This window comes from Bacillus sp. D386 (genome assembly GCF_006346415.1).
Window position 1 is genome coordinate 197,273 of record NZ_VEMV01000002.1, and the last position, 18,990, is coordinate 216,262.

Annotated in this window: 21 protein-coding genes; 7 read left to right on the forward strand and 14 right to left on the reverse strand. The window is 35.9% G+C overall.

The genetic code is table 11. The annotated features are described in order from the left end of the window. Positions 1-204: 204 nt before the first annotated feature. The 10 genes from FHY45_RS05965 to FHY45_RS06010 all read right to left on the reverse strand — a co-directional run bounded on the left by FHY45_RS05965 (position 205) and on the right by FHY45_RS06010 (position 8,875). Entirely contained in the window at positions 205-849 is a 645-nt protein-coding gene (locus FHY45_RS05965) for a hypothetical protein (RefSeq protein WP_139891159.1), read from the reverse strand. 415 nt (positions 850-1,264) lie between these two features. Then, positions 1,265-1,564 carry a DUF2087 domain-containing protein gene (locus tag FHY45_RS05970; RefSeq protein ID WP_139891160.1) on the reverse strand — a complete coding sequence of 100 codons (300 nt, stop codon included), beginning with the start codon at positions 1,562-1,564 and terminating at the stop codon, positions 1,265-1,267. A 19-nt stretch (positions 1,565-1,583) separates the two neighbouring features. Continuing rightward, entirely contained in the window at positions 1,584-2,132 is a 549-nt protein-coding gene (locus FHY45_RS05975; RefSeq protein WP_139891161.1) for a nucleoside/nucleotide kinase family protein, read from the reverse strand. A gap of 356 nt (positions 2,133-2,488) precedes the next feature. After that, positions 2,489-3,049 (reverse strand): thioredoxin family protein, encoded by a 561-nt coding sequence (locus tag FHY45_RS05980; RefSeq protein ID WP_066099951.1) that lies wholly within the window; start codon positions 3,047-3,049, stop codon positions 2,489-2,491. Between the two features lie 99 nt (positions 3,050-3,148). Next, a complete protein-coding gene (locus FHY45_RS05985) occupies positions 3,149-4,540 on the reverse strand; it encodes an FAD-binding oxidoreductase (protein ID WP_139891162.1) in 1,392 nt (463 codons plus the stop codon). Between the two features lie 361 nt (positions 4,541-4,901). Further along, positions 4,902-5,756, reverse strand: a complete 855-nt coding sequence (locus FHY45_RS05990; protein ID WP_139891163.1) for an ABC transporter permease — start codon at positions 5,754-5,756, stop codon at positions 4,902-4,904. Then, positions 5,749-6,669: an ABC transporter ATP-binding protein gene (locus FHY45_RS05995; protein ID WP_139891164.1), complete on the reverse strand. Its 921-nt coding sequence runs from the start codon at positions 6,667-6,669 to the stop codon at positions 5,749-5,751. Before FHY45_RS05995 ends, FHY45_RS05990 begins: the two co-directional genes overlap by 8 nt. Before the next feature lie 421 nt (positions 6,670-7,090). Further along, a complete protein-coding gene (locus tag FHY45_RS06000) occupies positions 7,091-7,714 on the reverse strand; it encodes a pyridoxamine 5'-phosphate oxidase family protein (protein ID WP_139891165.1) in 624 nt (207 codons plus the stop codon). Between the two features lie 128 nt (positions 7,715-7,842). Next, on the reverse strand, positions 7,843-8,151 hold the full coding sequence (locus tag FHY45_RS06005) for a GNAT family N-acetyltransferase (RefSeq protein WP_306821531.1): 309 nt from the start codon (positions 8,149-8,151) through the stop codon (positions 7,843-7,845). A 58-nt stretch (positions 8,152-8,209) separates the two neighbouring features. Further along, the gene (locus FHY45_RS06010; RefSeq protein ID WP_180349905.1) at positions 8,210-8,875 is read right to left on the reverse strand and encodes an NUDIX hydrolase; all 666 of its coding nucleotides are present in this window, start codon (positions 8,873-8,875) and stop codon (positions 8,210-8,212) included. A gap of 143 nt (positions 8,876-9,018) precedes the next feature. Between FHY45_RS06010 and FHY45_RS06015 the strand changes: the two genes are divergently transcribed. Beyond that, the gene (locus FHY45_RS06015; RefSeq protein WP_139891167.1) at positions 9,019-9,435 is read left to right on the forward strand and encodes an organic hydroperoxide resistance protein; all 417 of its coding nucleotides are present in this window, start codon (positions 9,019-9,021) and stop codon (positions 9,433-9,435) included. A gap of 114 nt (positions 9,436-9,549) precedes the next feature. On the opposite strand, the gene FHY45_RS06020 is transcribed toward FHY45_RS06015, so the two are convergent. After that, entirely contained in the window at positions 9,550-9,855 is a 306-nt protein-coding gene (locus FHY45_RS06020; RefSeq protein WP_257468933.1) for a DNA-binding protein, read from the reverse strand. A gap of 348 nt (positions 9,856-10,203) precedes the next feature. On the opposite strand from FHY45_RS06020, the gene FHY45_RS06025 reads away from it, so the two are divergent. Both FHY45_RS06025 and yidC read left to right on the forward strand, forming a co-directional pair. Next, on the forward strand, positions 10,204-10,491 hold the full coding sequence (locus FHY45_RS06025; RefSeq protein WP_139891168.1) for a hypothetical protein: 288 nt from the start codon (positions 10,204-10,206) through the stop codon (positions 10,489-10,491). A 26-nt stretch (positions 10,492-10,517) separates the two neighbouring features. Continuing rightward, positions 10,518-11,300, forward strand: a complete 783-nt coding sequence (gene yidC / locus FHY45_RS06030) for a membrane protein insertase YidC (RefSeq protein WP_306821532.1) — start codon at positions 10,518-10,520, stop codon at positions 11,298-11,300. A gap of 145 nt (positions 11,301-11,445) precedes the next feature. Here yidC and FHY45_RS06035 read toward each other — a convergent pair whose 3' ends face one another. Continuing rightward, positions 11,446-12,933 (reverse strand): aldehyde dehydrogenase family protein, encoded by a 1,488-nt coding sequence (locus tag FHY45_RS06035; protein ID WP_066099972.1) that lies wholly within the window; start codon positions 12,931-12,933, stop codon positions 11,446-11,448. A 358-nt stretch (positions 12,934-13,291) separates the two neighbouring features. Between FHY45_RS06035 and FHY45_RS06040 the strand changes: the two genes are divergently transcribed. Further along, complete coding sequence (locus tag FHY45_RS06040; RefSeq protein ID WP_139891170.1) at positions 13,292-13,708, forward strand: hypothetical protein; 417 nt, start codon at positions 13,292-13,294, stop codon at positions 13,706-13,708. Positions 13,709-13,769: 61 nt separating this feature from the next. Here the strand turns inward: FHY45_RS06040 and FHY45_RS06045 are convergent, their stop codons facing one another. Then, entirely contained in the window at positions 13,770-14,693 is a 924-nt protein-coding gene (locus tag FHY45_RS06045) for an aromatic acid exporter family protein (protein ID WP_066099977.1), read from the reverse strand. Between the two features lie 164 nt (positions 14,694-14,857). Here FHY45_RS06045 and pepT point away from each other — a divergent pair, with 164 nt between their 5' ends. Next, a complete protein-coding gene (gene pepT, locus FHY45_RS06050) occupies positions 14,858-16,090 on the forward strand; it encodes a peptidase T (protein WP_139891171.1) in 1,233 nt (410 codons plus the stop codon). 377 nt (positions 16,091-16,467) lie between these two features. Here the strand turns inward: pepT and FHY45_RS06055 are convergent, their stop codons facing one another. After that, the gene (locus FHY45_RS06055; RefSeq protein WP_066099981.1) at positions 16,468-16,842 is read right to left on the reverse strand and encodes a DUF2750 domain-containing protein; all 375 of its coding nucleotides are present in this window, start codon (positions 16,840-16,842) and stop codon (positions 16,468-16,470) included. A gap of 810 nt (positions 16,843-17,652) precedes the next feature. On the opposite strand from FHY45_RS06055, the gene FHY45_RS06060 reads away from it, so the two are divergent. Together FHY45_RS06060 and FHY45_RS20465 are read left to right on the forward strand one after the other, a co-directional pair. Further along, positions 17,653-18,489 (forward strand): peptide ABC transporter permease, encoded by an 837-nt coding sequence (locus FHY45_RS06060; protein WP_139891173.1) that lies wholly within the window; start codon positions 17,653-17,655, stop codon positions 18,487-18,489. Continuing rightward, positions 18,482-18,961, forward strand: coding sequence for a hypothetical protein (locus FHY45_RS20465; protein WP_180349906.1), 480 nt, complete (start codon positions 18,482-18,484; stop codon positions 18,959-18,961). Before FHY45_RS06060 ends, FHY45_RS20465 begins: the two co-directional genes overlap by 8 nt. Positions 18,962-18,990: the final 29 nt, after the last annotated feature.

The following is an 18,990-nucleotide window of genomic DNA, read 5'->3' on the forward strand; positions in this document are numbered from 1 at the left end:
TATCGAACAAGATAGTATGGCAATGATCATTCTTAACAGCAAGAAAGCGAAGTCCTAAATGGAAAAGTAAAAAAGACAGAGAAATAATCTCCCTGTCTTCAATCTTAATATTCATACGTTAATGGCATCATAAACCTTTATTCGATTAGCCCGACCAAAACTAACCTCATAAAAGCTCAACATAAGCTTTTGATTTTAAAGGGTTTACACATTACTTGAAGAGTAATTCAGTTTAAAGATGGAAAGTTCCTTCTCAATCTCGCTATCTATTAACACTTCATTTACTGTATCCTCTTTTGGATTAAGTTCTTTATAGGACTCTTTATCGATAATTTCCCTTTTAATCCGTTCAATATGCTTCTTGCAGTTCCCTCTGTCTAACTTTTCAGAAATCACCAATTCCTGTAATGCTATTTTCTGTTTGATAATAAAAGCTTCTCGATTGCTTTTATCATTATCTAAAACACAAAGGGCTTTATTTAGCCTATATTGATATTCTTGGATTCTTTGATTATGCATATCTATTATTTCATTCAGACATTGTAATTTCTGCTGTTCCTTAACTTTTTCTCGAATCATTTCCCTGGCAGCTGTATCTTTCTTATGATCCACATACTGTGTGACTAACTTATTTATACTTTCAATTCGAATAAGCTTGTTCGATTGTTTCATATCCAAGTAATGACCGATTTCTATATGCTTTGCTAATGCTAACTTTAAAATTTGAATGTTCTCCTCTAAAATTTTTATAGCATCATCTAACATTTGGCGGTAATCGTTCAATTCTTCAATAAATAACTCTTTATCTGTTTTGAAAAATCGGGTTATCTTTTTTAATAAGTTTTTCATGCTACCTCACCCTTAGTTGTATAATTTATATAATTAGTTATCCGATACCCTTTTTCGTCGGTCAAAAGAAATGATTGCCGTATAATAATCATATTATGTAAATAAAATTTTATTTCATGCAGTATACTTGTATTATGATTACAAAACCTACTAATCAAATTAGTATCATTATTACACTCATGGTATAAATATACACTTATTCCAGTTTATCAATCCACTATTTGTTTTCAACTAAACTGCTCTTTAACAGCATAAAAGAAGACCGTCAATTTGACAGCCGTGGACTTTCGCTATAGTTTGATAGAATACCGGTCTCCAAAGGGTGAGACTAAATAGTTCATCATTCAACATAATTTAAATATCCTATTATCCCCTAACATTTTTGCTTGGCTTGCTCAATATAAATTTTATCCATTTAATCTTCTTTTATCCAATATTCCGAACAATCCGTGCTGCGATTCATAAATCCATACACGATAAGCTCTCTTCTAATTGTTGCAAAATCACCGTAAATTGTTTTCAATACTTCGTTAATTTCTATTTCTGAATATACTCTCCCCAGTTCAAAACGTTCACTTATATTTTGTAAAATGATCAGCTTTCTTTTCTCCTTACTCGGAAAAGTATCTAATTGACCACTCAAACCTTCTTTAAAATAGGCTGACAAGACCTTTTGCTTTTCCTCTTCTGTTGTTACATAGCGTATATTCACCATGTTTACCCCCTAAAATCAACTATGTTTCTATTTTTTTAGTAATAATATTTACAATCTCATATTCAGGTAATGTTCCATCTACAATGAGGTCAGAAATTGGTTTGATCGTATTCAACATATGAAGATATCCCCTTCTTCCCCAACCAATGTAGTAATTTAAATCCATCATAATCTCCTCAACGGCACCATTTCTAAAATCTCGAGTTAATCTTCGTGCCATGGCAATATCCAGTGGAGTATCAATAAATACTGCTAAATCAATAATTTCCTTCATTTGACTATGTAAATTAGCGAATGGAAAATCTACTATTATGTAATCCAGCGGTTCATTAACTAACTTTTTTATATCTGTAAGAAGCGGTGATAAATCCCAATCATCTGGATTACCTCCATTATCAATCCAATTAATCATGTCATTGGGACCATTAAAATCATAATCATCAAAGGATAGAGTTCCACTATTTTGCAAATTATTTTTCAGGTAAGAGGTGATGGTCGTTTTTCCTCCACCTGAAACAGCAGCAATTGAAATAACAAACGGACACTTTCTTTTTTTATATTTCTCCAATTCAAAAATCCTTTCATATAACCAGCATTCTATTCCTTTGAGTACTTGACTAACTTTGCAGTTCCACCGTCTTTTATTGACTTTGCAATCCTTTCACATTTTTTAATGGCCCATATATAAAAGCAGGTTTCTTCTTGTTGGGAAGCCTGCTCCTTCTGTCCTTTCCAAAAATATTTTCTCTACACATTCAATTATCTAGATTTTAAGTTCCTAATTACCGAAGCCTGAAGTTAAATGATTGTCAAAATTTTATGGCTGGATTCCATTCTATTGAATCATTGAAGCCCGTCCTTGTATGTCGCCTAAGCTTTTCTCGGTGATATATCCTCTTCTAATACTTTTAGATGAATCACTCGCTACTTAATTTCTTTTAACTTACTAATAATGCTATCTGCAATAACATGCCAAGTATCATAATCCACCGTAAATTTATTTACAAATTCTTTGAACATCTCAAGTTGTTTTTCTTTAAAATCAGGGGCATCTGCGCTTGGTAACTGTGATTTCAATTCCTCAAAGCTTTGTTGAATTTTAGCAGCGCGTGGTCCCCAGACGGTTAATTCATTTCCATCCTCATCTATGAAAATAAAAATCGGGATCGATCGAGCCGTTCCATTGGTTAAATACTGATCCATTAACTCTAAATTGCTGTCACGCAGGATAAAACGAACGTCGATATTTGTTGCCTCTGCAATACGCAGTAAAATCGGGATATTTACCATTGCATCCCCGCACCAATCTTCTGTCAACACAATAACCTTAATCCCAGTGGGCGGTATAGTTAAAAGCGCCTCTTTACTCTCCCCTGATAGATGGAACGATTCATATACCTTTAGGAGATTTTCTTTATTTGTTTTCATACCATCGATATACTGTTCCGTTGTTAAACCTTTTTCAAACCATTGTTGTAATTCCACCCCTAAAACCCTCCTGTTATCATTATAAAAACTCATCCACCAATACATGTCTCTATCTTAAGAGAGCTATCAAGGTTAGAACAAATTCTACCAATCTATTTATTTCTCTTTCTTTATTTTAAAAATTTTATTTGGGTTTAGAAGATTATCTGGATCTAGTACCCGTTTAATCTTTTCCATCACCAGCAGTGCTTCTCCGTGTTCTTTCTCTTGGTATTTCTGTTTCCCAATGCCGACACCATGTTCTCCTGTACAAGTTCCTCCTCGTTCAAGTGCATACATGACAATCATTTCATTATATTGATCAGCTCTTTTCAGTTCATCAAAATCATTCATATCAATCATTAACAGAACATGAAAATTGCCATCACCGACGTGCCCAACAACACCGCCTGTAAGCATTAACAAATCAAGTGTTTCTCTTGCATGAGCAATAGCACCTGCTAACTCGGAAAGGGGCAAACAAACATCGGTTATCATGAGTTTTTTTCCTGGGTGTCCGTGAATATAGGAGTAAGCTAGATTATGGCGAGCTTCCCATAGCTGATTTCGAGCAGCATTATCGGTCTCGAATTCAATACGTTCACAATTGTGAGCTTCCACAATCTCTTTCATAAATTCAACATCTTGCTTTAAGCCCGCCTCATTCCCCTCAAATTCTAAAAATAAGGTTGGCTGTTCCAGATAGGCCGTCTTATTATGAAGGTTTACTTGTTTCATAGAAGGTTCATCTACGAGCTCAACTCTTGCAATTGGAATTCCCGCTTGTAAAATATTCAAGACTGCTTCAACAGCATCACTAACTGTTTTAAAGGATGCTCGCGCTGCCATAATATTTTCAGGAATACCGTACACTCTTAATGTCAATTCAGTAAAACATCCAAGTGTCCCTTCCGAACCAACAAATACACCATTTAAATGATAGCCAGAAGAAGATTTTTCTGCTAAATTTCCTGTATGAATCACTGTGCCATCTGCGAGAACAACCTCTAAATCCCGAACTTGGTCACGCATAATTCCATATTTAACAGATGTTGTTCCACTGGCATTTGTAGCTGCCATCCCACCAAGTGTTGCATCTGCTCCCGGATCTACGGAGAAAAACAATCCGTATTTTTTCAGCTCTTTATTCAACTGAGAACGCGTCACCCCTGGTTGAACTTTCACAAGAAAGTCCTTCTCCCTAACCTCTACTATTTTATCCATAAGAGAAAAGTCAATCATGATTCCATGGTCATAAGGAATAACATGCCCTTCCAAGCTTGTTCCCCTTCCAAATGGCACAATCGGCACTTTATATTGATCCGCTATAGTAATTATCTCCCTCACTTCTTCTGTGTTTGTCGGAAACACTACTATATCAGGCAGACTAGCACGATGATACGATTCATCTATGCTGTGTTGTTCTAAAATAGTATGATTGGTCGTTACTCGGCTTTCTTGAATAACACTTCGCAGAGCAATTAACAATTCTTCAGTGGTTTTGATCAATTTATTCGCCCCTTATTATCATTTTTCCGCGGTATTTGTTAATGGTATTTTTGCTGTTTGAATTATAAAAATATACCTTTATAGTAATTCCTCTTACTTTCAATTCTCTCCAACCTCTACCATTATATCAAATATTAGGAAAATATTTGCAATTCACATTCCCTAATATTGATTCTAATTAAAGCTTTAGGGAATAAGAAAGGATCATACAGCTTCGATATAATAATCGAATAAGAGTCATTATTAAAAAATACTGGTTGAGGATGCGGTGAAGGGCAATTTAGCTGGATTAACATGAAATTGATTCAGGAAAAAGATAACTATATTAGTGCATGAAAAAAGCAGGAAACTATGTCCCCTGCTAAGATTTCTTTCGTGATACATTCCATACGGCAAGAGCGAAAAATAAAATGGTGACTCCTACCAGGACAAGAATATGCGTGCTGCCTTGGGCAGTAAAGTCACCATATGTCAGCACAACACCCAGTTCTTCTTTTAAACCATCGACTGCAGCACTTGGTGCACCGTCGAATGATATTTTTAAGGGCTCTTCCATAAATACCTGACGAAATAAGACGCCTGCATGGGTGACCGGAAAGATCTTCACAATCATTTGTACAGCATCAGGAAGATTGCCAATTGGTATGTAAATGCCGGTAAGAAACCCGATTAATGTCCCGATAATCGTACTGCCAGTTGCAAATGCATTAACACTTGAAAAGAAGCTAACTAAGAAAAACACCATTGCGCTTGAGGCTAGAACCGATAGGAACATCAACACAATGATTTTTAACATACCTATGAGTGGCAAAAGCTCCCCACCGTTTGCGACAATATATATCTCCGCTAAGACAAAAGTGACCATACACATGATGAGGCCGACCATAAATGAACTGATTACATAACCACCAGCGATTTGATACCTTTTTAATGGCGAAGCATAGAAATCTTTTGCATTGCCATTTGCCCGATCCTCTACCATTGTGCCAAAAGCGCCCATTGTCGTCGTGACAGAGGTAACGGCAAGAAGACCGCCCATAATCCAACTGTCCATTAAGTATCGAGCTTCCTTAATTTCGGTCATGTCCCCTGCAATGGTATCTCCAAGAAAGAGGACATATAAGCCAATGATAATGAAGACGGCCAATAAGGAGAAGAAGACCGCACTTTTATCCCGAAAAAATAGTTTTAGATTACGCTTTGCTAAATTAAACATCAGCACGTATTTCCTTTCCTGTGATTTCGATGAACACGTCATCCATTGTCCCATGCATCACTTCAAAATTTGCAATCAAGGGCTCTGCCAATTTTAGAATCGAGAGGGCCTCTTTTGTATTCGCTATTTTAATGATCATCAGTTGATGCTCGTTTTTGTAACTGATTCCATTGGCTTGAAAAAGCTCATCGAGAGCAGCATAGTCAATCGGTTCAATTTTCAGCATATCTGAGCTATATGTATTTCGCAGTTCATAAGGAGTTCCCTTTGCCACAATCTCTCCATCATCAATAATCATGATATAGTCGGCAGAGGCGGCTTCCTCCATATAATGTGTCGTCAAGAATACAGTCAGTCCCTGATCTCTTTGCAGGTTCGTAATCGTCTCCCAAACACTTCTTCTTGTTTGGGGGTCAAGACCGGTAGTCGGCTCATCCAGGAAAAGAACCTTCGGTGTGTTCACAAGAGCTCTTGCTATATCAGCGCGGCGCCTTTGTCCTCCTGATAATTTTCCGTATGGGCGATCAATAAAGTCCATGACATCAGCTGCAATCGCTGCTTGTTCCACTCTGGATTTGAGCTCCGATTTTGGAATCTGATAGAATTTGGCTCTTGTTAGGAGATTTTCCCGTACAGTCAGGAGAGGGTCGAGCAGACTTTCCTGGAAGACTACCCCGATTGATTCACGGATTTTTGAATCATTTTTAGCAATCTGAAAGCCATTGATGATGATTTCTCCTTTATCTGGCTTCAAGAGCGTGCATAACATATCAATTGTCGTGCTTTTGCCCGCGCCATTAGGACCGAGGAAGGCAAACAGCTTTCCTTGCTCTACATAAAAATCAATATCATTCACCGCAGTAATGTCACCATAGGTTTTGGTGAGGCGGCGTACCTCAATGATTTTTTCCATATAAACACCTCAATTCATATAAATAGGCAGATTAGAATGTTTTTTCGCTGGAGAGTTTTAAAAATGGGGTCAATTCGTAATATTTAATTATATTATAGCTCGGATAGAAGCAATTTGGCGATGAAATATATGCGATGAAATGAACATTCTATCCTGATTAAAACATATATAGACTGGATTTACAGATTGAGGGAGAACTTCGAGATATTTACACGACAATATGATGCTCCTCAATTTTCTTAATGTATTAAAAAATAAACCGATTAATGATGTAAAACCACTCTATAAATATGTAAAAAGGTACATGAATTAACGCGTGATTTCTTTAAATAACAAGAACAGCCACATCCTTACGAAAACAGTCTTATTTTTACTGTGGCGAAAGAATAAGATTACTATCAGAGAGCAAAAAAAAAATTGCTTAATATAATCTGGTTGTGTAACCCTCCTTTAATTGAATTTCAATGTCTTCAGCTCTTGTTTTCAATTTGCTGGCATGCGCTGCAAGTATCTTTGAAGCTTGAGGAAGAGAATTTTTATCTGGCCACGTTGTCGGGTTCCATAATTCTGATCTAATAAATGCTTTTGCACAATGAATAAAGCATTCCTCTACCTTAACCCCAATACCGATGTTTGGTGTCTTTCCATTAACACCTAAACACTCAAGCAAGTCTGGATCTTTTACTACGTACCCTTTTCCATTTACACGGAGGGTTTCACCCAAGCCTGGAATAATAAACAACAAGCCTACTCCAGGGTTCATTAGAAGATTGTATAGGGTGTCCATTCTTTTATTGCCTCTCCGTTCTGGAATTATCAAATAATTTTCATCCAATATTCGAACAAATCCAGCTTGGTCTCCCCTAGGTGAAACATCTAAATTCCCGTTTCCATCCGTTGTACCAATAAACACAAACGGAGATTTGCTTATGAAATGAACACAATGATCATCCAATCGTTTAATCACTTTATTTTTTACTAGTTTACTTGGTTCTCCTATCAGAGCACGCAGTTCATTTGCCTCCGTTATAATCTGTTCAAACATTGTATTCCCCCTTTTTTATTTAACCAAATAGGTTTCAGCCAACTCCTGATTCAAATAGCGGGCCATACCTGTTTTCAATGGGTAAAATCCGCATTTTTTATAAAATTCCTCGTTTCCGACTGTCGAAATTAAGTGGATACAAGATACGGATTCAATTGTGTTAATAGAGAGTTAATAATTTCCTTAGCTACTCCATTACCCTGTTCGTCTGTATGGACTACGAGATCATAAATCGCACCATTAAATACACCATCTGATAGCGCTCTTCCAAAACCAATTAGTCTATCTTCTTTAAAAGCAATGGCCACATGCGTGCTTACTGTGAATACTTGATTAATCATTTCAATTGTATGCTTATTCCAGCCCACAGATTGATAGACTTGCTGCATAGACTCGGCATATATTGAGTTATAATTTACTTTGATTTCTATGTCCATTCCGAGATTCAGTTGACTATGCTACCGATCGTTTATCTTTTCTAAGCACTTCCTCGATTTAAGCTTTCCGGTTAGAGCAAATAGCTTCTGCCACGCTAACAAAATACTGCTTAGAATGCGGTACAAACCGGTCCTTACTTATTGTCTCCTTAAACCAGGTTTTACCTCCGCTAGAATCCTGCTTATAGCCTTCAATCTCCAAATGATCTGAATCTCCATTGTAAAAAGAAATAAAATCATATAATCGAGCTTTTGCCATTCCAGATACTTCTTCCGGCTGCAGGATAAAAGTCTCCATAGGTTCTGTCATTTCATAAAGAAAAACATGACTTAATTCATGGTCTTTGATTGTCTCTGTTTCTATTACATTAGGAAACATACCAAGGCTGTTTAGTTGATCATAGGTAACATTTAATCCAAGTTCCTCATTAACTTCTCTTACACCATCAGCTACCGTTTCATTTGAAAGAATATGTCCCGCTGCAGTTATATCGTAAACATTAGCAAAATCTTTTTTTAAATGACTTCTAAGTTGAAGATACATATATTCTTCATGATTTTCTTTTCCAACCACATAACATTGAAAGGTTTGATGCCAATATCCTTTATTATGGACTTCATCGCGTGTGGCTACCCCAATCGCGGAACCTGATTCATCAAAAATAGTTAGCATTTCTGTTTCCATACATATACACACTACTTCCCATAAATTTACTTTCACCATTATTATATACCTAGCTTTTCTATGTAGTCTAGATAAAAAAGGAAATATTTTCATAATAATTAATACCTATTCTTTTGACAATCTGTTTAATAAAACCAAAATAGGGAAAAGTGCTATATATCATTAATTAAGGAGTTGGTTTGATGGAACCATTATATACAGCAACCGTCACATCCACAGGCGGTCGTGAAGGACATGTAAAATCTGAAGACGGGATTATAGATTTAGATGTGAGGCAACCAAAAGCATTGGGAGGTAGCGGAGAACAAGCTGCAAACCCAGAATTACTGTTTGCAGCAGGATATGCTGCTTGTTATGACAGTGCATTAAACCTCGTATTACGTAAGGATCGAAAAAAAGTAGATACAACGGTCACGTCTAATGTAACGATTGGTAAAGATGGAGAAGATGGCGGTTTTAAACTGGCTGTCCGCTTAGATGTCTCTATCCCTGGTTTGGATAAAGAAGAAGTTAAAAAATATGCTGATATGGCCCACCAGGTTTGCCCTTATTCTAAAGCAACGCGTGGAAATATTGAGGTAACCATTATTACGGTGTGATTGCTTACTTTCTATATAAGTATTTTTATTAGGATAGAGTCTATTCGCTTATAAATAACAGAACAAACGACTGGGAAACCAGCCGTTTGTTCTTTTTTTACTTAAACCGTCCGTTTAACTGCTAAAATTCTTGGATGAAATCCATTCAATTAATTGATTTTTAGGATAATAGGTAGTTCCGTTTAATACCAGCTTAGGGACATCCTGATATTCAGTCAATAAAGCCTTTATTTCATTCCTATTTAATTTAAAAACATAGGCTAGGTCACTTTCTTTTAAAAACACATTGTAATCAATTACATTTTTAGACTGACGAAAATTTATGAGTCCTTTACCTATGTAATGCCCCAATAAAGCTAATCCAACTCCAATACAAAATAGCCCAAAATTTATTCCTGCACCTGATATATCTATTTCCAAATCTATCTCCCCCTTCTTTAATTCTAGTAAACACAAAGAAATTTCCCTTCGAATTCTGACTCTTTTATATGCATCTATATTTATTCGATTAAAATATTGTTAAATCCTTTTATTAAACTTTATTTTGGTCTTGCAGCATAATGATTAAGGTAGCTAACACCTTTGTTTATATAAGTAAATATCAATCAAAAAACTGTTTCACCTCTCAGCTAAAACTTTATTCCCTTCTTATTCGTCTCTTCTCACTTAATAAGAGAACTTCTTCTATCCCTGGCATTCATTTAATGGTATAGTATCCATAACAAATCACTTCATAATTTGAAAATCTTTAACGGAGAGTTGCCAGCCATGATAGGATTAATAATTGAATACGATTATGATGTCATACAGCAGACATTAATAATTGCCTTTTTATTCTCGGTTGTCTTTCCGTTAGCCGCCTTATTCATAGTGCATAAGCAAAATAAAGTCCTTTTCAGTAACCACTATGAAGAAGGAACGAATCAACCGATTTTAAAAAGCAATAAGAAACAGCCAATTATAGATAAACGCCATATTCAACGCTTTTTCACTTTATTTCGTATTAAGGTAAACCCCGGAGATAAAGAAAGCAGCCATTTCCATCCCATCGTATAAACAAATACATGATCGGAGGAAATGGATTGAAAAAATTAATAGGTGTTTTATTCGCAGGAATGTTGTTGAGTGGATGTTCAGCCAATTCTAACGGAGACGGTTTTTTCCAACACTTTATTGTCTCTCCCTTATTATCCTTACTGGAATTTAATGCAGATCTATTTCAGGGGAATTATGGGCTCGCCATTATTTTGGCTACGTTGCTGATTAAATTATTGCTCATGCCGTTGACTGTTAAACAGTATAAAACTCAAGCTGATATGAAACGGAAAATGGAAGTTTTAAAGCCTGAGATGGAAGCTATACAAGAAAAATTAAAACAAACAACTGATGCAGCGAAGAAAGCAGAAATTCAACAGGAAATGATGCAGCTTTATCAGAAGCATGGCGTAAATCCTCTCAATATCGGATGCTTACCAATGCTGATTCAAATGCCGATATTAATGGGATTCTATTATGCCATTAGGGACTCACATACAATTGCAACCCATGACTTCCTTTGGTTTAGTCTTGGCGAGGCGAACATGATCATGGCGTTAATTGCCGGATTGATTTACTATCTCCAATTCAAAGTCAGCTCAAGCCAAATGCAGCCTGAACAGCAGAATCAAATGAAATTAATGGGACTCTTGTCACCTATGATGATTATGTTCATTTCTTTTTCGGCTCCGGCTGCTCTTCCGCTCTATTGGATAACAAGCGGAATCTTCTTGATCATCCAGACATTCGTTTTACAAAGTATCTTTAAACAGGAAGAACCAAAAGACCTTGCAAAAATTCAAACTGAGCCATCTTTAAAGAAAAGCTAAGCTCTTAATAAATAAAATCACCCCATAAAAGACAGACATAGCTCTGACTTTTATGGGGCTTATTTATGCTCTTATTTGACTGATTAACCAAATAAGGAAAAACAGTGTGATTACCGTCCATAACCACACTGCTTTCTTAAAGATCTTAGTCCATATTAATCCATACACTCTTCACTTCTGTGTAGTTATCGAGTGCATAGCTTCCCATTTCACGACCAATACCGGATTGTTTGTACCCTCCAAAAGGAGAAGCCGCATCAAATGTATTATAGGTATTTACCCATACCGTACCCGCTTGTAACTTATGTGCGATTTGATGAGCCTTTTTCAAGTCCTGTGTCCAAACACCTGCCGCTAATCCGTAGTTGCTGTCATTGGCTTTTTGTATAAGATCATCAATATCATCAAATGGCATGGCCGCTACAACAGGTCCAAATATTTCTTCTTTTGCTATTGTCATGCTATGGTTTACATCTGCAAACACGGTCGGTGATACAAAATAGCCTTTATCAAATGGAATATCCCCTCCAATTAACACTTCGGCTCCTTCTTCAACACCTTGGTCAATATATCCTTTTACCCTGGACTGCTGCTGGGCGGAAATAAGCGGGCCCATCGTTGTATCTTCTTCTAACCCATTACCCTGTTTAATATCCTTGGCACACGTTATTAAATCAGAAACGACATTATCATACATTTTCTTTTGGACATATAAACGGCTGCCTGCACAGCAAACTTGCCCCTGATTGAACATGATACCCATTAATGCACCCGGAACAGCCTTTGATAAATCTGCATCCGGAAGAATGATATTCGGCGATTTTCCTCCAAGTTCCAATGTTACGCGTTTCAGCGTATCAGCAGCTGATTTCATAATTTGTTTACCAACCTTAGTCGAACCCGTAAAGGCAATCTTATCGATCATTGGATGATCGACCAATGGTTGTCCTGCTGACGGACCATATCCTGGGACAATATTGACGACTCCATCCGGGAATCCAGCTTCACTAATTAGTTGTGCCAGGTATAATGCAGAAAGAGGTGTGTTTTCTGCTGGTTTTAATACGATTGTACACCCGGTAGCAAGTGCCGCTCCGAGTTTCCAGGCAGCCATTAATAATGGGAAATTCCACGGGATAATCTGGCCAACCACTCCAACTGGTTCATGTTTTGTATAATTAAAAAAATTACCGGCTACTGGGATGGTTTGTCCCATGATTTTAGTCGACCAACCTGCAAAATAGCGGAAGTGTTCAATGGCTAATGGAATATCTGCATTAGATGTTTCACGGAAAGGCTTCCCGTTATCCAATGTTTCCAATTGAGCCAACTCCAGCTTGTTTTCTTCCATTAAATCTGCCAATTTGTATATTAAACGACTGCGTTCTGCAGCATTCATTGTTCTCCATGGTCCTTGATCAAATGCTTTACGTGCAGCTTTGACAGCTAAATCAATATCTTCAGATTGCGCTTCTGAAATCACAGCCAAAACTTCACCAGTAGCCGGATTCATTGTTTCAAATGTTTTACCAGATACTGAGTCTACGAATTCACCATTCATATATAACTGTTTTGTACCTTTTAGAAACTCTGCTAATTTGGGACTAATATTAGAGCTTATAGTAGTGGTCATTTAATTCCCTCCATTTATATCCATCATTTTGTGAACGCTTTCAGTATATTCCATCTATTTTCCATTTTCAATTAATTACCATCTGCAGAGCAAATGAATCGTTCGCTCCTTTTTGACATGAATTAATTCAATACACCATATATTTGTTGAAAAAGAGCAAAGCTTGATCTATATTGTACTTTTGTGTTCTTTTAGCAACATAGACGCGCTTTTTGCATTTTTAAACACATGCTTTCAAAATGAATGATAAAATGCTCTCATACAAAATAGTTTCTCTTATTGATAAAAGGGAAATATATCCATTGTATAGAATAGTATTAAAGAGGCTCCATCTTTACTTTGACGAGGAGGTTCCAATTTGAATCAGTCAGTACTTATTGAGGATTTTAAGTCCTTCTTTCTTGAATTTCAATCTATATGGAATAGCTGTAATACTGAATTGATGATTTCCAAGCTTTCTCTGAATTTATCTGTTCGTTGGGCAAATGCGGATGGTGTCGTTTCAGATTGGGGATATAAGGAGGCTTGCCTAGGATGGGCAGAAGCTTTTGAACAATATTGCGGACATAACCCAAAATGGAATTTTACTATTTTACATACTACTCCAGCGTCTGAGGATGAGGTCATTGTTTTATTTTGGGTAACATTTGAAATGGATGGTGAAAAGAAAGAGGTTGTTAAACTGTTTGTACAGAGATTTAAAAGATATGAAGATGGATGGAAATTGTTGCATGAATACTGTGAAAGTTTACGGTCAGAAGCAGCAATATTATAGACGCCATACCTTTCTTCCACACAAAAAAAACGAACTGTTTTGAAAACAGCACGTTCTTTTACTACGATTGGATTTCGATAAATTGCTCAATTTTATTGATCAAGATTAACAGGGCAGCACGAGTTTCAAACTCCTCCCTTGTTTTTGGTAAATCCATATTCTCAAACTTACCTCTTAGATTCTGTAATTTTAACAGTAGACGATTCCGGTCTTCTATATTTGCACCCAAATCATCTACGAAGTCAGCTACCATTTCATTCTGCTCAAATGTTGTAGGCAGATGAATGATTAAAGGAGCCATTCGCTCAACGATTTGGAATTGCTGATGCACTTTAGTGAAGTATTGCAAATAATAGGAGTCTCTTTTAAAAAAGGAATTTTCCTCACTTCTCTTGGCTAATTCCATACCCACTTCGATTAGCTTCTTTGTTTTAATAATGTATTCATCATTCCAAACACGTTCTTTCTTCCGAATAAACTGACCGAATTGCAAGAAGATCACTTTAAAATTTCCTTCTAGCTCCTTTATAATCTTCTTAATCTCACCTTCAACACTTGGCATATATAAGTTGAACAAAAGAGCGACCAGAATTCCAATCGATACGATGCAGATTTGGTTTAAAATAAGCTCATACGTAATATTTTGCGATATGTATAATTGCATGACAATAACAAAACCAGGTACAATACCGTCCTGAAGCCCCAGCTTAGCCATGACCGGTATATAAATAAATAATAATAAACCTACTGCAACAGCTGTATAAGCACATCCTTCAAATATCAATACAGCCAATAAAATCCCAAGTATACAAGCTGCAAACCGCTGCCATGCAATCTGTATACTTCTGCGCTGTGTACTCTGAACACTTAATAAGGTGATAACTGCAGCGGTTGCTGTATTTTCCAGCGACAAAACTTGAGCAATAACCAAGGCAATCATCGCGCCAATCGCTGTCTTAACTGTGCGGCTTCCAATTGTAAACATGGTTGTATCGATCCCTTCTTTCTTTCCATCCCCATTATATAAGAATACCCGAAATAAATAAAATTACCTCTGTACGGAAATATTAACCTAAAGAAAATTCGAATAACTTTTTGTTGATCAATAAAACTTTCGTTATAATAGGAATACAGAAGGAGATGAATCTGATGAATAAAAAATTAGTTGAACGCTTTCTTACATATGTAAAAATTGATACCCAATCCGATGAAAACAGTCAAACATGCCCTTCTACAGAGAAGCAATTTGACCTCTTAAATCTTCTAAAAGATGAATTGCAGACAATAGGAATGGAAGAAGTAACACTTGATGAAAATGGCTATTTATTTGCCACCCTTCCCGCGAATACAGAAAAAGAAGTACCAACAATCGGCTTCCTTGCTCATGTCGATACGGCTACTGATTTTACCGGTAAGAATGTAAAACCACAAATCGTAGAGAATTATGATGGCGGTGATATTACGCTTAATAAAAATCTTAATGTCATCCTATCACCGAAAGACTTTCCTGAGCTAAAAGAGTATATAGGTAAAACACTTATTACCACTGACGGCACTACTCTGCTTGGTGCTGATGATAAAGCAGGCATCGCTGAAATCGTAACGGCAATGGATTACCTAATTAAACATCCGGAAATTAAGCACGGCAAACTTCGTGTCGCTTTTACACCGGATGAAGAAATTGGCAGAGGCCCTCATAAGTTTGATGTGGAGCGTTTTAATGCTGACTTTGCTTACACACTGGATGGCGGTCCCATTGGTGAACTTGAATTTGAAAGCTTTAATGCTGCAGGGGCAAAATTGACTTTTAAAGGAACCAATGTCCACCCAGGATCCGCTAAAAATAAAATGGTCAACTCCTTAAAGATTGCCGTGAATTTCAATGATGAGCTTCCAAAAGAAGAATCACCCGAATATACAGAAGGCTACGAAGGCTTCTATCATCTCCTATCGTTAAACGGTGATGTAGAACGTACTCATGCCGCTTATATTATCCGCGATCATGACCGTGAAAAATTTGAAGCCAAAAAAGCGACGATGAAAGACCTTGTTGCAAAATACAAGGCTAAATACGGCGAAGAAAATATTATATTAGATATGAATGATCAATATTATAATATGGGAGAAAAAATTGAACCTGTAAAGGAAATAGTCGATGTCGCCCATCAAGCCATGGAAAACTTGGGCATTAAACCAATTGTTAAACCAATTCGCGGCGGTACAGATGGTTCCCAACTATCCTATATGGGCCTGCCTACTCCTAACATCTTTGCCGGAGGAGAAAATTTCCACGGTAAATATGAATATGTAGCTGTTGAAAGTATGGAAAAAGCCACCGAAGTCATCATAGAACTTGTACAATTATTTGAGAAACGGGCATAATTTCTCTTATATGAAAAAGAGTGTGCAGAATAGAGGATACCAAGTCTATTATAGAGGCTAGGTATCCTCTTTTATTTGAATTTAACCTGACAAGGAAAATAGTATATCCAATATAAAAGAACTATTAAAACCCCAATTATATCCCTCCGCAAGCCGCAAAATATATACTACTTATTTTCAATTTTCTCCAATAGGGCAATAACTTTTTCGTTTTGTGCGATTATTATTTCATTTTGCTTTCTCAGTTTTACAAAGTCAAAGAGATAGACTAATAAAATCACTATAATTAAAAATCACAATCCTATTCCCCTTTCACAGTACAAAATAATTCCATTTATTATTCATTTAACCTACCCAGCCAGTAGGAACAACCTATCCTATAGATTACGAATCATTTCCTTAATTTCATCACGTGATTGAATGTTCGAATCTTTCCCGTTAGGAAAAATCACCGCAATACCACGGTCATTTTCAATATCAACAAGTATATCATCTAAAAATGTAGTTAATGGAACGTTAAAAGCTTCGTATGAATTATGATCTATTTTAGCAGCCTCTATTTCAGCAAAACTTCGGCTTGGCCAAACTGGAAGCAAAAAATGATATTCTCCTTCATCTTCTAATAGTAATAAGTCGCCATTATTTTTATCACGAAGTAGCCACACCTGTTCATCCGTCACAACCATAGCATAAAAATAAGTAAGTCTTTTTTCAGCAGGACGTTTTAAAATAAATTGTTTAATTAACTTCATATAGACCATTCCTTTTCACGACATATAATTTAAATTTATTCGACAGATAAAATAGAAAGTCCTTCTTTCTTCCGAAGAACTGCCCTTTACCCCTGTAAGAATTCATCGAAAAAAGGCAGTAATTCGCCTTGAATCAATGCCGCTATTAAATCTATTACTCTATTTATTTTTAATTAAAAAAACAACGTCTGCATAAAACTCATTGTCTTATATAACTTCATAACGCCATAACCCACTTTGAGGAACTTCAAAATTAACTGTAAAACGCTCTAATTTTGAATAACCCGGTGACGATTCTTTGATTCTTATTGGATTTAGAGCCGTTATCTTCTCTTCTGTTTCTTTATGATAGGCATATATAGCTAATTCTTTACCTTCAAAGGTTTTAAAAGGGGCAGTAAAATGGAATACCTACCCAAATGGTTTACCTGCTATTAGATTAGGTTCTGGATTTACCGTTAATAAAATTTATATTCATTACGAACTTGCCATTCTTGATTCATTATGGTTTCTTTTGGTTTATTATTTTCGGTTTCTTTTTTTGGAGAACAGCTTACTAACGTTACAAGAAAAATAAGCAAAAATATGGGCAGAAACCTTTTATTATTAATCACTTCCTCTCAGTTATTTTTAACAAACTTCCTTTTATTAAATAACCATATATTCGTGTAAATAGACTTAAAGATTCGTATTCTGGAAACAAAAATAATTTATAGACAAAAAAGATAGATATAATTATGATAAAATCATATCCAAAAATTAGGATAAAAAGGAGATGATTTTATTTTAATTTTCAAAAAAACTGCAGTAATGATAACAGAAGTGCTTATAGCCATTTTTGTAATTATCTGCGTTAGTGCATTGCCAACACTCTTCAGAGATATTTCTGTTAATTTTTTTGCTTTCTTAGTAGAAATCAAAAACACTTTTCTATCGTTATTACACCCTCTAGATATCACATATGGGATGGGCATCCAAAGACCAGTTTTTCCACAAATATTCTACCATTATAAAGAATCAGTCCTACTGATTGTTGCATCACTTTTAATTTCAACCATACTTGCATTCTTATTAACTTACCTAATCCTATTAGTTTTTCAAACAATTAAAGGTAAGATTATGTGGTTTCTCACGATTATTGAGTCCCTACCAGATATATTTTATATAATCGCACTTCAATTTCTTACTATTATGTTTTTTAAAAAAACAGGTACGCTCTTATTAAACGTAGCTTCCGCGGGGGATGATCGGGCCTTTTTTCTCCCTATTGTATGTCTTAGTTTGCCTTTAACCTTACTGTTGACTAAATTTTTAATACAGCAATTTGAGAAAGAACAAGGGAAGTTATATGTAGAATATGCTGTAACTAAGGGAATGAAGCCACTATACATATTTAATATTCATATATTTAAAAATGTATTATTCAGTTTATACCACTATTCCAAAACGGCGATTTGGTTTGTTATATCTAATTTGGTTATTTTGGAGTATATGTTCAATATGACAGGGATTATCTATTTTATCTTTAGAAAATCACCCGAAATATTTGTAATCGGTATACTGATGATTTATTTGCCATTATATCTTATTTATCGTATATGCGATTGGTTAATTCCCCCGGTTGTAAGAGGTGAAGCGATTGATTAAACTTTTGCTAAAAAATAAAACATTTATGGTTGGATTTTTATTTGTATTTATCTTATTGATTTTGAGTATGGCTAATACACTCTTTAACGATAGTACGATTAGAACTGTGCCTCTATATATGGATGATCAAGCGAATATAGTAGATTCTCCTCCTTACCAGCCATTTACACATGGGTTTATAGCTGGTTCAGATTCAGGTGGCAGAGATTTACTTCATATGATTATACATGGTGCAAAATTTACGATAGGGATTGCTTTTCTCATTGCTATCTTACGGGTTTTATTTGCCTTAATATTTGGCGCTTTTTTAGGAGTATATTGCCAAAAGTATATTCGTTGGTACGAAAAAATATTTGATCCAATTACGGTGATTCCACTAACGTTAGTAGCATACTATGTTCTATTCAGTGTAATTGTCTATGGAGGAGATGGTTCTCCTTTTCCATTTTGGGAAAGAGCTTTTTTGAAATAGCAATTCTAACTTTTTATGCTGTACCGACA

Coding starts and splice junctions, on each gene's coding strand:
- FHY45_RS06005 (WP_306821531.1), bottom strand. CDS start 8,151: ATGGACATAGAAATCAAAGTAAATTATAACTCAATATATGCCGAGTCT.
- FHY45_RS06000 (WP_139891165.1), bottom strand. CDS start 7,714: ATGTTTGAACAGATTATAACGGAGGCAAATGAACTGCGTGCTCTGATA.
- FHY45_RS05970 (WP_139891160.1), bottom strand. CDS start 1,564: ATGGTGAATATACGCTATGTAACAACAGAAGAGGAAAAGCAAAAGGTC.
- FHY45_RS06060 (WP_139891173.1), top strand. CDS start 17,653: ATGATAACAGAAGTGCTTATAGCCATTTTTGTAATTATCTGCGTTAGT.
- FHY45_RS06035 (WP_066099972.1), bottom strand. CDS start 12,933: ATGACCACTACTATAAGCTCTAATATTAGTCCCAAATTAGCAGAGTTT.
- FHY45_RS05995 (WP_139891164.1), bottom strand. CDS start 6,669: ATGGAAAAAATCATTGAGGTACGCCGCCTCACCAAAACCTATGGTGAC.
- FHY45_RS06055 (WP_066099981.1), bottom strand. CDS start 16,842: ATGAAGTTAATTAAACAATTTATTTTAAAACGTCCTGCTGAAAAAAGA.
- FHY45_RS06010 (WP_180349905.1), bottom strand. CDS start 8,875: ATGGTGAAAGTAAATTTATGGGAAGTAGTGTGTATATGTATGGAAACA.
- FHY45_RS06025 (WP_139891168.1), top strand. CDS start 10,204: ATGATAGGATTAATAATTGAATACGATTATGATGTCATACAGCAGACA.
- FHY45_RS05990 (WP_139891163.1), bottom strand. CDS start 5,756: ATGTTTAATTTAGCAAAGCGTAATCTAAAACTATTTTTTCGGGATAAA.
- FHY45_RS06015 (WP_139891167.1), top strand. CDS start 9,019: ATGGAACCATTATATACAGCAACCGTCACATCCACAGGCGGTCGTGAA.
- pepT (WP_139891171.1), top strand. CDS start 14,858: ATGAATAAAAAATTAGTTGAACGCTTTCTTACATATGTAAAAATTGAT.
- FHY45_RS05965 (WP_139891159.1), bottom strand. CDS start 849: ATGAAAAACTTATTAAAAAAGATAACCCGATTTTTCAAAACAGATAAA.
- FHY45_RS06045 (WP_066099977.1), bottom strand. CDS start 14,693: ATGTTTACAATTGGAAGCCGCACAGTTAAGACAGCGATTGGCGCGATG.